The 13,624-nt window shown below is 72.5% G+C and carries 12 protein-coding genes and 2 pseudogenes; 4 read left to right on the top strand and 10 right to left on the bottom strand.

Annotation, left to right across the window (positions count from 1 at the left end):
* Positions 1–64 precede the first annotated feature (64 nt).
* Entirely contained in the window at positions 65–1,174 is a 1,110-nt protein-coding gene (locus GEV43_RS02020; RefSeq protein ID WP_160819236.1) for a helix-turn-helix domain-containing protein, read from the bottom strand.
* Between the two features lie 83 nt (positions 1,175–1,257).
* Between GEV43_RS02020 and GEV43_RS02015 the strand changes: the two genes are divergently transcribed.
* Positions 1,258–1,464 (top strand): hypothetical protein, encoded by a 207-nt coding sequence (locus GEV43_RS02015; RefSeq protein WP_160819235.1) that lies wholly within the window; start codon positions 1,258–1,260, stop codon positions 1,462–1,464.
* A gap of 51 nt (positions 1,465–1,515) precedes the next feature.
* Here the strand turns inward: GEV43_RS02015 and glnA are convergent.
* A pseudogene (glnA, locus tag GEV43_RS02010) lies at positions 1,516–2,939 on the bottom strand (type I glutamate--ammonia ligase).
* A 185-nt stretch (positions 2,940–3,124) separates the two neighbouring features.
* Between glnA and GEV43_RS02005 the strand changes: the two are divergent.
* Complete coding sequence (locus GEV43_RS02005) at positions 3,125–3,610, top strand: RDD family protein (protein WP_160819234.1); 486 nt, start codon at positions 3,125–3,127, stop codon at positions 3,608–3,610.
* Between the two features lie 113 nt (positions 3,611–3,723).
* On the opposite strand, the gene GEV43_RS02000 is transcribed toward GEV43_RS02005, so the two are convergent.
* Together GEV43_RS02000 and lipA are read right to left on the bottom strand one after the other, a co-directional pair.
* Positions 3,724–4,419, bottom strand: a complete 696-nt coding sequence (locus tag GEV43_RS02000) for a DUF4191 domain-containing protein (RefSeq protein WP_160819233.1) — start codon at positions 4,417–4,419, stop codon at positions 3,724–3,726.
* A 36-nt stretch (positions 4,420–4,455) separates the two neighbouring features.
* The gene (gene lipA / locus GEV43_RS01995; protein ID WP_160819232.1) at positions 4,456–5,385 is read right to left on the bottom strand and encodes a lipoyl synthase; all 930 of its coding nucleotides are present in this window, start codon (positions 5,383–5,385) and stop codon (positions 4,456–4,458) included.
* A gap of 165 nt (positions 5,386–5,550) precedes the next feature.
* Here lipA and GEV43_RS01990 point away from each other — a divergent pair, with 165 nt between their 5' ends.
* Complete coding sequence (locus GEV43_RS01990; protein ID WP_160819231.1) at positions 5,551–6,060, top strand: DUF1877 family protein; 510 nt, start codon at positions 5,551–5,553, stop codon at positions 6,058–6,060.
* Between the two features lie 232 nt (positions 6,061–6,292).
* Here the strand turns inward: GEV43_RS01990 and lipB are convergent.
* The 3 genes and pseudogenes from lipB to GEV43_RS01975 form a co-directional block, all read right to left on the bottom strand.
* Positions 6,293–6,969, bottom strand: a pseudogene (gene lipB / locus GEV43_RS01985) (lipoyl(octanoyl) transferase LipB).
* Between the two features lie 125 nt (positions 6,970–7,094).
* Positions 7,095–7,832 (bottom strand): peptidase E, encoded by a 738-nt coding sequence (locus GEV43_RS01980; protein ID WP_160819230.1) that lies wholly within the window; start codon positions 7,830–7,832, stop codon positions 7,095–7,097.
* A gap of 105 nt (positions 7,833–7,937) precedes the next feature.
* Positions 7,938–8,810, bottom strand: a complete 873-nt coding sequence (locus GEV43_RS01975; protein WP_160819229.1) for a TIGR01777 family oxidoreductase — start codon at positions 8,808–8,810, stop codon at positions 7,938–7,940.
* Between the two features lie 32 nt (positions 8,811–8,842).
* Between GEV43_RS01975 and GEV43_RS01970 the strand changes: the two genes are divergently transcribed.
* Entirely contained in the window at positions 8,843–9,157 is a 315-nt protein-coding gene (locus tag GEV43_RS01970) for a hypothetical protein (RefSeq protein WP_160819228.1), read from the top strand.
* 21 nt (positions 9,158–9,178) lie between these two features.
* Here GEV43_RS01970 and GEV43_RS01965 read toward each other — a convergent pair whose 3' ends face one another.
* The 3 genes from GEV43_RS01965 to lpdA form a co-directional block, all read right to left on the bottom strand.
* Positions 9,179–9,904, bottom strand: a complete 726-nt coding sequence (locus GEV43_RS01965; protein ID WP_160819227.1) for a DUF981 family protein — start codon at positions 9,902–9,904, stop codon at positions 9,179–9,181.
* A 665-nt stretch (positions 9,905–10,569) separates the two neighbouring features.
* Positions 10,570–12,105 (bottom strand): 2-oxoglutarate dehydrogenase, E2 component, dihydrolipoamide succinyltransferase, encoded by a 1,536-nt coding sequence (sucB, locus tag GEV43_RS01960; RefSeq protein ID WP_160819226.1) that lies wholly within the window; start codon positions 12,103–12,105, stop codon positions 10,570–10,572.
* Positions 12,106–12,151: 46 nt separating this feature from the next.
* Complete coding sequence (gene lpdA / locus GEV43_RS01955; RefSeq protein ID WP_160819225.1) at positions 12,152–13,540, bottom strand: dihydrolipoyl dehydrogenase; 1,389 nt, start codon at positions 13,538–13,540, stop codon at positions 12,152–12,154.
* Between the last annotated feature and the right edge of the window lie 84 nt (positions 13,541–13,624).

The raw sequence follows: 13,624 nt of genomic DNA, 5'->3' as shown, positions 1-13,624 counted from the left end.
TTAGCCCCCGCCATAGCGAACGTCCCTCCACCACCCGACACCCCGCCCAGAATGCCACGCCCCTTCAGCGCAACTCCCCGACCCGCCCCCCAAGCCGCCCCGACCCGAGCCGTTCGGCGATCCCGGCGAGCTCCGCACCGAGCAGCCGGGCCGCCTCCCGCTCGCCGGCCTGGAGCCTGACCCGGCCGAGCTGGTAGACGAACTCGCCCGCCCACTCCGAGCCGCGCATCTCCCCGGGCAGAGCCTCCAGCCCTTCGTTCAGGGTGTCGGCCGCCTTCTCGTTGAACCGGGGATCGTCGCGCCCGAGGTACCGGTAGGCGAGGCCGCGCTGCAACTCGAAGAACCCCGGCACGTGGTAGTAGAGCCAGGGCGGCGCCTCCTCCCGGCGCTCGCGCGCCGCGGCGGCCTGCTCCTCCGACAGGTCGAGCATCCGCCGCGTCTCGGACGCGTCCCCGAGCATGGCGTGCCCGCGCGCCTCCTGCGCCGCGGAGATGGCGCGCTGCCCCGGATAGAGCCCGTCACCGCGGAGCGCGGCGGCCGAGAGCCCGATCACCGGTCCCGGCGTCCCGTTCATCCACGCGAGATGCCCCTTGAAGGACAGGACCTCCGACACCAGATCGACGTCACCGCTCTCCACAGCCCACTCAAGCGCGCGATCGAGCCATCCGTTCCCCCCGGCCAGATCGCCCACGTTGGCCCGCAGCCAGCCGTAGAACTGCGCCCACTGCGCGGCGACGTGGACGACCTTCACCCGAACCGGCCCGCGCGCCTCGATCACCAGACGCCGCAGAACCACCAGATTCGCCCGAACGGGTTCGAGCAGCGGAGCCGACCCGACGGAGTCCTCAATACGTCGCTGCGCGTCGAGGACGACGGCAAGTGATTCGACGACTTTCAAATCCGTACGCACGGGCCGTCGCGCGGCGAGCAGGAGCCGTTCCTCATCGTCGGGGGTCAGTGCAGGACGGGCCGGGGAGGTGCGCGCGAGCGCTGTGAGAGTTCCGTCGGCGCCCAGTGCGTGGTCGATCTGCGCGGCCATGTCGTCGGACGGCGGTTTGAGGTCGCGGGAGATCCGCGACAGGTGGCCGGGGTCGGCGGGCAGCGTCTTCGCCAAGGCGCGCAGGCTGACGCCTCGTTCGGCCATGAGCGCCCGCATCTTCTCGCCAAAGGTCACAGCCTCACCCGCTTCGCACCGGGATGGTCCGTTGTGGGTGCTGCCCGCGCCGGTGGGGCAACCGGTCAACGCCTTCCACGCTAATGCGCGGTGCGCTCGGATGGTGGGCGGAGCGGCGCTCGTACCCCGGATGGTCGATCATCAGGGCTGAGCCGCGCGGGAGGTGGTGGGCGCTCCGCAACCCGGTCGTGGACGAACGGGGGCAGGTGGTGCCGTACGCCGTGACCGCGCTCGACCGCGACACGTACGGGGAGCTCGCCGAGGCGTTGCGCGAGCAGGCGGGGCCCTAGTCGCGGCGGGGGCGCGCCGAGCGGTGCGGAGGGCCGGCGCGCCCCGTACGGCTAGATGTCGTAGTAGAGCTCGAACTCGTGGGGTGGGGGCGGAGGCGGATCGGGTCGATCTCGAACTCGCGCTTCATCGCGATCCACGTCTCGACGAGGTCGGGCGTGAAGACGCCGCCCTCCAGCAGGTAGTCGTGGTCGGCCTCAAGGGCGGCGAGGACCTCCTCCAGCGACCCGGGGACCTGCGGGATCGCGCGGGCCTCCTCGGGCGGCAGCTCGTAGAGGTCCTTGTCGACCGGCTCAGCGGGCTCGATCTTGTTCTTGATGCCGTCCAGGCCCGCCATCAGCATCGCCGAGAAGGCGAGGTACGGGTTGCAGGACGGGTCGGGCACGCGGAACTCGACGCGCTTGGCCTTCGGGTTGGAGCCGGTGATCGGGATGCGGATGCAGGCCGAACGGTTGCGCTGCGAGTAGACCAGGTTGACCGGCGCCTCGTACCCGGGGACGAGCCGGTGGTAGGAGTTCACCGTCGGGTTGGTGAACGCCAGCAGCGACGGCGCGTGCTTGAGCAGGCCGCCGATGTAGTAGCGGGCGTTGTCCGACAGGCCCGCGTAGCCGACCTCGTCGTAGAACAGCGGCGAGCCGTCCTTCCACAGCGACTGGTGGCAGTGCATGCCCGAGCCGTTGTCGCCGAAGATGGGCTTCGGCATGAACGTCACGGTCTTGCCGTTGGCGCGCGCGACGTTCTTGACGATGTACTTGTAGAGCTGGAGCTGGTCGGCGGTCTTCAGCAGCGTGTCGAACCGGAAGTCGATCTCCGCCTGCCCGGCCGTGCCGACCTCGTGGTGCTGCATCTCGACGTGGATGCCGCTCTCCAGGAGCTGCGCGACCATCTCCGAGCGCAGGTCGGTGTAGTGGTCCATCGGCGGTACGGGGAAGTAGCCGCCCTTGTACGGGGGCTTCGCGCCGAGGTTGCCGCCCGCCTCCTCGCGCCCGGTGTTCCACGCGCCCTCGACCGAGTCGAGGTAGTAGTAGCCCGCGTTCTGCTTGGTCTCGAACCGGACGTCGTCGAAGATGTAGAACTCCGCCTCGGGACCGAAATAGCACGTGTCGGCGATGCCCGTGCCGCGCAGGTAGTCCTGGGCCTTCTTGGCGACGTTGCGGGGGTCGCGGCTGTACGGCTCGCCCGTGAGCGGGTCGTGCACGAAGAAGTTCAGGTTCAGCGTCTTGTGCTGGCGGAACGGGTCGAGCACGGCGGTGCTCGGGTCCGGCAGCAGGAGCATGTCCGACTCGTGGATCTCCTGGAACCCGCGCACGGAGGAGCCGTCGAACATCAGCCCCTCGGTGAAGACGCTCTCGCCGAAGCTCTCGACGGGGAACGTGAAGTGCTGCATCTTGCCCGGCAGGTCCACGAACCGGCAGTCGACGAATCGGACACCTTCGTTCCTGATGAAGCTCAGGACCTCATCGGCGCTGCTGAACATCCAGCCTCCTTGGGGCGCTTTCGGCTTCCGGCAGGCTACGGACGGGCCGTTTCCCGTCCGTGTCCCATATGTTTCGACTGTGTTACGCGTCACTCCGCGCGGTACGGCACCTGCCCCTGTCCTCCTGTCCCTGCCCCAGGGGAGCCGGATCGGAAACGCTGGAAGGACCGGATAGCGTAGAGGCCATGAGCAGTGGCAAGCAGCGCCAGGCCGCGCAGGCGCGATGGACGCAGACGTGGCTGGGGGGAGCGCGCGCGGCGGGCGTCGACCTCGGCAAGCCGGGCGAACGGCTCGGGCTGCCCGAGACCGGCAGCGGCTCCGCCGCCGGGTACGGCCGCCGGCTCGTCGCCCTGTTCGTCGACTGGGCGCTGTCGCTGCTCGTCGCCGGCCTGCTCGCCCGCGCGTTCGACTGGACCCCGTCGCAGCGCAGCATGTGGACGCTGGTGATCTTCGGGATCCAGGCGTGGATCCTGGTGTCGCTGATCGGGACGACCATCGGCAAGCGGCTGTGCGGCATCCGCGTCGTCCGCCTCGACGGCCGCCCCGTCGGCCTCGGCTGGGGCCTCGCCCGCGCCCTGCTGCTCATCGTCGTCGTCCCCGCCATGATCTGGGACCGCGACTACCGCGGCATGCACGACCGGGCGGCCAACACGGTCGTCGTCAACATCTGACCGCCCCGCGCGGAGGAACGCAGCCGTCCCGAGACGCGAAGAGCGCCCCCGAGGGGGCGCTCTTTTCGTTCGCGGGGCCGGGGACGGGACCGGGCCCGGGGGCCGGAAAAGGGTCAGCGGGTCTTCGGCTTCGGGCCCTTCGGCATCCGGGCGCCCTTCGGCATCGGGCCCTTCGGCATCTGCATCGAACGGGGCAGGGCCTGGAGCCGGTCGTTCAGCTCGGAGACCTGGCCCTTGGTGAGGTTGCGGGGCAGCTTCATCAGGTGGCGCTGGAGCTTGCCCACCGGGATCTGGCCCTCGTCGTCGCCGACCTGGACGTCATAGATCGGCACCTGCTGGGCGGCGCGGGAGATGCGCTTCTTCTCCGCGCCGAGCAGCGGGCCGACGCGGCTGCGCGGGCCCTCGGAGACCAGGATCACGCCGGGGCGGCCGACCGCGCGGTGCACCATGTCGAGGTTGCGGTTGCCGCTGACCGCCTCGGTCACCGTCCAGCCGCCGCGCATGTTCTTCAGGATCGCGGCGGCGGCGCCCGGCTGCCCGGCGATCACCTTGTACTGGGCGCGCTGCGCGAGCTGCCCGAAGACGATCATGCCGACCGCGAACGCGGCGAGGACGCCGAGCGGGATGAAGAACCAGAGCTGGCCGATGAGCAGCCCGATGAGGATGACGACGACCAGGGTGCCGATCGCGGACGCGAACACGATCGGCAGGGCCTTCGGGTCGGCCTGGCGGAGCACCTGGGCGACCATGCGGATCTGCTTGAAACGGCCCGGACGCTCCTGGGCCCCGTCCGTGGGCTTTTTCGACATGTTCTCAAGGATAGTCGTGTCGTACCCCTCGAACGTTCACCCCTGGCGGGCTTGGATTGCTTGTTGGTAGAGGCGGCCGGCGCGGTAGCTGGAGCGGACCAGGGGGCCGGACATGACGCCGGTGTAGCCGATCTGGTCGGCTTCGTCTTTGAGTTCGATGAACTCGTGGGGTTTGACCCAGCGTTCGACGGGGTGGTGGCGGGGGGTGGGGCGCAGGTACTGGGTGATGGTGATCAGTTCGCAGCCCGCGGTGTGCAGGTCGCGCAGGGCGGCGGAGATCTCGGCGCGGGTCTCGCCCAGGCCCAGGATCAGGTTGGACTTGGTGACCAGGCCCGCTTGGCGGGCGCGGGTGATGACCTCCAGGGAGCGTTCGTAGCGGAACCCGGGGCGGATCCGCTTGAAGATCCGCGGCACCGTCTCCACGTTGTGCGCCAGTACCTGGGGGCGGGCGGAGAACACCTCGGCGAGCTGGGCGGGGTCGGCGTTGAAGTCGGGGATCAGCAGTTCCACCCCGCAGCCGGGCAGCAGGGCGTGGATCTGGCGGACGGTCTCGGCGTACAGCCACGCCCCGCCGTCGTCCAGGTCGTCGCGGGCCACCCCGGTCACGGTGGCGTACCGCAGGCCCATCGCCGCCACCGACTCGGCCACCCGCCGCGGCTCATCGCGGTCGAGCGCCGCGGGCTTGCCGGTGTCGATGTTGCAGAAATCGCAGCGCCGCGTGCACTGGTCCCCACCGATCAGGAACGTGGCCTCACGGTCCTCCCAACACTCGAAAATATTGGGACACGCCGCCTCCTGACACACCGTATGCAAACCCTCGCTCTTCACGAGGCCGATGAGCTCCCGGTACTGCGGCCCCATCTTCAGCCGGGTCTTGATCCACTCCGGCTTCTTCTCGATGGGGGTCTGGCTGTTCCGGGCCTCAATGCGCAGGAGCTTGCGCCCCTCAGGTGTCACCGTCGTCACCCGTTCAGGGTACGTCGCGTTGATCGGGGTCGGCACATCGGCCGGAAACCGCCCGTCGCGCGGCATACGGTGTGCTTATTCCCGCGTTTCCACCCTCCGTAGCAGTGGATCTCTTTAGGGTGACTCCCTGTCGTCACGCTCCACAGTTCGCGCAGGAGGGCCGCCGTGGGTCTGGGAATGTCGTACCTCAGGGTGCCGCCGGAGCTCGACGGGGAGCACGATCCCGCCCGGATCGCCCGCCGGGTCTTCGGCGACCCGGCCTGGCGCGGGCGGCCCCCCGGCGAGCTCCTCGACCTCGGCGGCGCGTGGCAGGCGCTGCACTATCTGATCACCGGGGACCCGTGGGACGGCCCGGAGCCCGGCTGCGACGTCGTGTGCGGCGGCCGGCTGCTCACCGAGGACGGCTCCGAGGAACTGGGCGCGGACGTGATCTACCTGGCGCCCGACCGCGTCAAGCTCTGCGCCGACCACCTGGCCGGCACCCCGTTCCGCGCCGTGGCCGCCCGCTTCGACCCCGCCGCGATGGTCAACGCGGGCGTCCAGGACGCCGGCCACCTCGACCTGCGCGCCCGCGACCGCGTCCTCGAACCCGCCTACACGGCCCTGACCCGCCTCTTCGCCGCCGCCGCCACCGAAGGCCAGCCCATCTACAAGACCATGTCCGAGACCCCCTGACCCACCCCCCGAGCCCGCGCCCGCACACGCGAGAGCCCGGCCCTGCGCAGGCGAGAGCTCGCCCCCCGTGCAGGCGAGATCGTGGCCCCGTGCAAGCGGGATCGCGCCCCGTGCAAGTGGAGGCGCGGCGCGGGCATGACCGACTTGCGCGGCGAGCGGGCGCGCGCGGGCGTGCCGGGCGGGGTGCGCTCGGCCGCCGGGGCCGCGGGTGTCGTGGGTGTGGCGGGACGGGTTAGACGCCTAGTTGGGCCTTGGTGCGGTGGAGGGTCTCGGTGGCGCCGAGGATGCCGGCCAGGTGGCGTTCGACCAGGGGGGTGACCTCGGCGACCGGGACGGGGCGGCCGAGCTCGCGGACGAGGTTCGTCGAGCCCGCGTCCCGGATCCCGCACGGAACGATCCGGTCGAACCAGTCCATGTCGTTGTCGCAGTTGAGCTGGAAGCCGTGCATCGTCACGCCGCGCGACACCCGGATGCCGATCGAGCCGATCTTGCGGTCGGGGCGCCGGGCACCCACAGGCCGCTGCGGCCCTCGACGGTGGTGGTCTCCAGGCCGAGGTCGGCGCAGACCGCCATCATCATCCGCTCCAGCAGCCGCACGTACGCCACGACGTCCACGGGATCGGGCAGCCGCAGGATCGGGTAGCCGGTGAGCTGCCCGGGGCCGTGCCAGGTGATCTTGCCGCCGCGGTCCACGTCCACCACGGGGGCGCCCGCGTCGCCGAGCGGCCGGTCGAGGGCCTCGGTGCGCTTGCCCGCCGTGTAGACGGCCTGGTGCTCCATCAGCAGCACGGTGTCGGGGATCTGGTCGTCGGCGCGGAGTTCGTGCGTGCGCCGCTGGAGGTCCCAGCCCTCCTCGTACGGCACCGCCGCGGTCCCGAAGCCCGCGTGCACGATCACCAGCCGCTCGATGCCGAGGGCGGGGGGCGGTTCGGGGGGCGCGCCCGCCTCGCGTACGTCTACGTCACTCACCCGGCCAGCTTATGCCTCGTTCGGCGCATGGCCAGAGCGCCCCCGGTGGGAGCGCCGAACGGGGGCTACAGGGAGGCGAGGAGGCGGGGTTCGAGGCGGCTCTCCTTGGCGGAGCCGTTCCCGTCGGGCTCGATCCGGTAGGCGCCCGCGTCCTTGCGGTACGACACGGCCTGGACGAACTCGGTGCCCACGTAGTGCAGGCCCACGGCCTCGTCCGCCGCGTACCCGCCCGGCAGCGAGCCCTCGCCGACGAGCTGCTGGAGCAGGGGGCGGCGCTGCGGGTCGCTGTCGTAGTGCACGCCGCACGAGTACGGCAGGATCCCGAGGCCGTCGTCGAGGGGGCGGAGCTGCGGGCCGTACGAGTCGGTGTTGCCGCCCACGTGCCAGCACAGCGCGCCCGCGCTCTGCCCGGACAGCACGACGCCCGCCCGCCACGCCTCGCGCATGATGTCGTCCACCCCGTGCAGCCGCCAGAGGGCGAGCAGGTTGGCGACGCTGCCGCCGGACACGTAGATGATGTCCTGGGCGAGCAGGTGCGCGCGCATGTCGTTGACGTTGGGCATCGGGAACAGCGCGACGTGGCTGATCTCGGCGTCCAGCTTGGCGAAACCGGCGTAGAACCGCGCGATGTACTCGGCGCCGTCGCCGACGGCGGTGGTCAGGAAGCACAGGCGCGGCCGGTCCTGCCCGGTGAGGTCGAGCGCGTAGCGCAGCAGGGGGCTCGGCGCGAGGCCCTCCCGCCCGTCCGGGACGAACGTCCCGCCGCCGATGGCGAGGATGTGCGGCTGGCCGTCGGTGCTCATCTTTTGCGCTCCCTTGCTCGCGTGACCCTTGCCCATGCGCCGATGCTCACCGTCACCGTATGGCTACCGGTCGGGATCGGGCCTCACTTTGACGTTTCTTGGGATTCATCCGCCGAGGGCGGTTTCCAGGTCCGTCGTGAAGCGGAAGCCCGCCTTCTGCAAGCGGTGCGGAACGACCCGCTGGCTGATCAGCGGCCCCTCGTCCGCGAACTCCCCGAGCGCCAGTTTCAGGGCCGCGCGCGGTACGGGCAGCACCGCCGGGCGCCCGAGCGCCTTTCCGAGAGCGCGCGTGAACTCGGCGTTGGTCACGGGTTCGGGCGCGGTCAGGTTGACCGGGCCGTCCAGGTCGTTGTCGATGAGGAACCGGAGCGCGGCGACCTCGTCGTGCAGGGAGATCCAGCTCGTCCACTGCCGCCCGTCGCCGAGCCTCCCGCCGAGGCCGAGCTTGAACAGGGGCAGGATCTGCCCGAGCATCCCGCCGTTGCGCGACAGCACGATGCCCGTCCGCGGGTGGACGACCCGTACCCCGGCGTCGGCGGCGGGCGCGGCGGCGGCCTCCCAGTCGCGGACGAGCCCGGCGAGGAACCCGCCGCCCAGCGGGGCGTCCTCGCCGGTCTCGCGGTCGCCGGTGTCGCCGTAGTAGCCGATCGCCGACCCGGAGACGAACACGTCCGGCCTCCGGTCGGCAGCGGCGATCGCCTCGGCCAGCGTCCGCGTGCCCAGCACGCGGCTGTCGCGGGCCTTGCGCTTGAAGGCGGGCGTCCACCTGCGCCCGATCGGGGCGCCCGCCAGGTGCACGACCGCGTCGGCGCTCTCCACGGCCGCCGGGTCGACGTGCCCGTACGGGTCCCAGCGGGCCTCGTCCGGCCCGTCCGGCTCGCCCCGTACCAGCCGGACGACCTGGTGCCCGTCCGCGCGCAGCGCCCGCACCAGCGCCGTTCCGATGAGCCCCGACGAACCCGACACGGTCACGTTCATGGCCCCACCCTAGGGTGTGTAGCCTCCAGGGCATGTCGAAGATCCCCACCGCCGCCGTGGCCGCCGCCGGACTCGTCGGCGGGTACGCCACCGCCCGCTTCACCCGCCGCCGCCCGCTCGGCGGCGCGGTCCTCGCCGGGGCGGGCGCCTACTGCGCGAGGGAGTGGGCCCGCACGTCCGGCCCCAAGGGCGCGGCCGCGCTGCTCACCGTCTACCTCGCGGGCTTCGGCGGCTCGCACCCCCTCGCCAAGAAGGTCGGCGCCTGGCCCGCCGTACTCGGCGCAGCGGCCGTCACCGCCGCGACCGCCTACACCGTCTCCGACCGCCGGCCCCCCACCCTCTCCTGACCCGCGCGTTTCGGCCCGTTGTCACATGGTGTTGACGATGAGGCCGATGTGGGTGAAGTAGTTGAGTGCGCCGAAGATCAGGAAGAGGGCGCCCGCGACGGCCCAGCAGATGCCGACGGCCCTGATGATGGGGCCGGCCGGCGTGTTGAGGGCCGCCGGGAACAGGACGGCTCCGACGCCCACCAGGGCGTACAGGAGCGAGATGAACGTCGCCTCGATCATGGGGTGGCCCGAGAGCAGGCCCGAGATCGGCTCCTGCTCGGGGGCGGCGAACAGCTCGTACCACAGGCCGGCGGCGGCGATGGCGAAGCAGGCGAGGCCCATCCCGAGGATGAAGATCGAGATCGGGCCCGCGAGCCCCTTCACGTGGGCGGGCCGGTCCGGGCTCTCCTCCAGGAGCTTGCCGCGCTTCCACAGCAGCAGCGCCGCGAACAGCATCAGCACGCCGAACGCCAGCGCCGGCTCCCCGAAGATGATGTTGTCGAACGGGAAGCCGCCCGCGGCGAGCGGCCACGTCAGGGTCATGTGCAGGCCGGTCAGGGTGAGGATCGTGCCTAGCACCCCGTACGCCAGCGCCCAGCCCTCGGTGTGCAGGACCGCGCGGGGGGCGACCAGGCGGCGGCCGAGCTCCACCGTGAGCAGCAGCCCGGCGCCCGCGGCGACCGCCATGATCGTGTTGTAGGTCGGCATCTCGGCCCAGTTGATCTTCAACGGGGCGTCCGCCGCCAGGTGCGCCGTCGTCCACATGGCTCCCCCTCGTGTCCGTTACCGCCGGAGGTACCCCGCGGGGGGACCCGCGCGTTGATCTTGGGCGAGATATGAACACCCCTTGGCCCGAACCGGGCCCGCCCAGCGCCGGACCGGCCCGGACCGGCCCGGACCGGCCCGGAACGGCGCGGAACGGCCGCCGGGGACCGCTGGTCGGAGGCGGGAGGGACGGTGCGGAGAGCGGGTGCGGGGCGCGAGACCACCCGCCGGGCGGGGACGGGGGATGGGGGCGGGGACCTGTCGCCGGGCGGGCGAGGGCCGGCAGCCGGAGGGCCGTTAGCCGGAGGGCCGGAGGGCCGGAGGGGCGGTGCGAGGAGCGGGTGCGGGCCGCAGTTCGGCCGCCGGACGGGGACGGGGGCGGAGACCTGTCGCCGGGCGGGCAAGAGCGGCTGCCGGGACCGTTAGCGGGCGGTGTGAGGAGCGGGTGCGGGAGGTGAGATCGGCCGCCGGGCGGGGACGGCGGCGGGCTCTGTTGCCGGGTGGTGGACGGTCGCCGGGCGGCGGGGAGCGGAGGCGGGGCGGCAAGGGAGCGGGCGGCGGGGGCGGGGGAACGAACGGGCGGCGGTCGGGGGAGTGGGGGTCTGAAACGCGGGACCCCGCCGTCCCGGAGGGGCGGCGGGGTCGCGTGGTGTGCTGGGGGTGGGTCAGAGGCCGAGTTCGGCCTCGAAGTTGCCCTCCTCCAGGCGGTGCTTGATCGTGGCGAGGAAGCGCGCGGCGTCCGCGCCGTCGATCAGGCGGTGGTCGTAGGTCAGCGCCAGGTACATCATCGACCGGACCGCGATGACCTCGCCCAGCTCCGGGTCGTCGATGACCGCGGGGCGCTTGACGACCGCGCCCGTCGCGAGCATGCCGACCTGCGGCTGGTTGAGGATCGGGGTGTCGAACAGCGCGCCCCTGCTGCCGGTGTTGGTCAGCGTGAACGTGCCGCCCGCGAGCTCGTCCGGGCTGACCTTGTTGGTGCGGGTCCGCTCGGCGAGGTCGGCGATGCGCTGGGCGAGGCCGCCCAGGTTGAGCTGCCCGGCGTTGTGGACGACCGGGACCATCAGGCCCCGCTCGGGCACGTCGACGGCCATCCCGAGGTTCTCCACGTCGTGGTAGGTGACCTCGTTGGTCTCGCTGTCGATCACCGCGTTCAGCTTCGGGTGGACCTTGAGGGCCTCGACCGTGGCGAGCGCGAAGAACGGCAGGAACGACAGCTTGACGCCCTCGCGGGCCTGGAAGTCGGCCCTGGCCCGGTCCCGCAGCCGCGCGATCTTGGTGATGTCCACCTCGACCACGCTGGTGAGCTGCGCGGAGACCTGGAGCGACTCGACCATGCGGCGGGCGATCGTCTGCCGGATGCGGGTCATCTTCTCGGTCTTGCCGCGCAGCGCGGCCTGCTCGGCCGGGGCGGCCGGCGGCGCGGACGGCGCCGGGCGCGCGGCCTGGGCGGGAGCGGCCGGAGCCGCCGCCGGGGCCGGGGCCTGCGGCGCGGGCGCCGCCTGCTGCTGCGCCGCCTGCTGCTGGGCGGCCTGGGCGGCGCGGGCGGCCTCCAGGACGTCCTGCTTGCGGATGCGGCCGCCGACGCCGGTGCCCTCGACCGAGGACAGGTCGACGTTGTGCTCGGCGGCGAGCTTGCGGACGAGCGGCGTCACGTACGGGCCGTCGCCGGACGGGGCGGGCGCCTGGGCGGCGGCCTGCGGCTGCGCGGCGGGCGCCGGGGCCGGCGGCTGCGGGGCCTGCTGCTGCGCCGGGGCCGCCTGCGGCTGGGCGGCCTGCGGCTGGGCGGGCGCCTGCGGCTGCGCGGCGGGCGGCGGCCACGCGGCGGGCGGCGGGGCCTGCTCGGCGGCGGGCGCGGCGGGCGCGGGCGGCTGCTCGGCCGGGGCCTGCTCCGGCTCGGGCGCCGCCTGCTCCTGCGGCGGGGCCTGCTCGGCCGCGGGCGCGCCGCCGGACGGCGCGTCGCCCTCGTCGCCGATGATGGCGAGCTCGGCGCCGACCTCGACGGTCTCGTCCTCGGCGACGGTGATGCTGGTCAGAACGCCGGACGCGGGCGAAGGGATCTCGGTGTCGACCTTGTCGGTCGACACTTCGAGAAGCGGCTCGTCGGTCTCGACGCGCTCACCCTCCTTCTTCAACCAGCGGGTGACGGTGCCCTCGGTAACGCTCTCACCGAGCTGGGGCATGGTGACGGAGACCGGCATGGCTCTCAGCGACTCCTTCGGAATTTCTAGATGAAGCGTGCGGCGTTCAGCCGTGCACGTGCAGTGGCTTGCCGGCGAGCGCGAGGTGTGCCTCGCCGACGGCCTCGGACTGGGTCGGGTGGGGGTGGATGAGCTGGGCGACCTCGCCGGGCAGGGCCTCCCAGTTGTAGATGAGCTGGCCCTCCGCGATGAGCTCGCCGACCCGCGCGCCGACCATGTGGATGCCGAGGACGGGTCCGTCCACGGCCGCGATCACCTTGACCTCGCCCTGCGTCCCCAGGATCTTGCTGCGGGGGTTGCCGGCCAGGTCGTAGGTGACCTCGTGGGTCTCGTACCCGCGCTCCCGGGCGGTGGCGGTCGTGATGCCGACCGACGCGACCTCGGGGTCGGAGTAGGTGATGCGGGGCACGCCGTCGTAGTCGATCGGGGCGGGGGTGAGCCCGCCGAGCCGTTCGGCGACGAGGATGCCCTCGGCGAAGCCGACGTGGGCGAGCTGCGGGGTCGGGATCAGGTCGCCGACGGCGGAGATGGTGGGGACGCTCGTACGGCACAGCTCGTCCACCTTGACGAAGCCGCGCTCGGTCTCGACGCCCGCCTCGGCGAGGCCGATCCCGTCGGAGACCGGGCCGCGGCCGACCGCGACGAGCAGCAGCTCGGCGTCGATGGTCTTGCCGCCCTCCAGGGTGACCGCGACGCCGCCCTGCGTCGGCTTGGCGCTCTCGAACCGCGTGCCGAGCTCGTACTTGATGCCGCGCTTGCGGAACGCGCGCTCCAGCCGCTTGGAGCTCGACTCCTCCTCCAGCGGCAGCAGGTGCGGGAGCGCCTCGACGATCGTGACCTCGGCGCCGAACGAGCGCCAGACGCTGGCGAACTCGACGCCGATCACGCCGCCGCCGAGGACGACGACCGTGCCGGGGACGTGCTCCAGCTTGAGCGCGTGATCGCTGGAGATCACGCGCTCGCCGTCGATCTCCAGGCCGGGCAGCGACCGCGGCGCGGACCCGGTGGCGAGCACGATGTGCCGCCCCTCCACGGTGCGGGCCCCGTCCGGGCCGGTGACCTCGACGGTCGTCGGGCCGGCCAGCCGGCCGTCGCCCTCGATCACCTCGATGCCCTTGGACCGGATCAGCCCGGTCAGGCCCTTCACGGTCGTCGTGACGACCCTGTCCTTGTAGGCGTTGACGCCCGCCACGTCGATGCCCTCGTAGGCGACCTTGACGCCGAACGCCGCCGCGTCGCGGGACTGGTCGGCGATCTCGGCGGCGTGCAGCAGGGCCTTGGTCGGGATGCAGCCGCGGTTGAGGCACGTGCCGCCGAGCTTGTCGCGCTCGACCAGCGCGACCGACTTGCCGAGCTCGGCCGCGCGCAGCGCGCACGCGTACCCGCCGCTGCCACCACCTAGGACCACGATGTCGAAGGGGCCGCTGTTGGCCACTGGACGCTCCCTCTCCCGTTATTCGCGCCGTCGGGGCGCCTTGGGCGGGGCGGGTCGCACCGGTGCCGGGCCCCCGCCGCCACG

The organism is Actinomadura sp. J1-007 (assembly GCF_009793335.1).
GTDB lineage: Bacteria > Actinomycetota > Actinomycetes > Streptosporangiales > Streptosporangiaceae > Spirillospora > Spirillospora yumaensis.
This window is presented reverse-complemented; position numbering and strand designations above follow the sequence as displayed.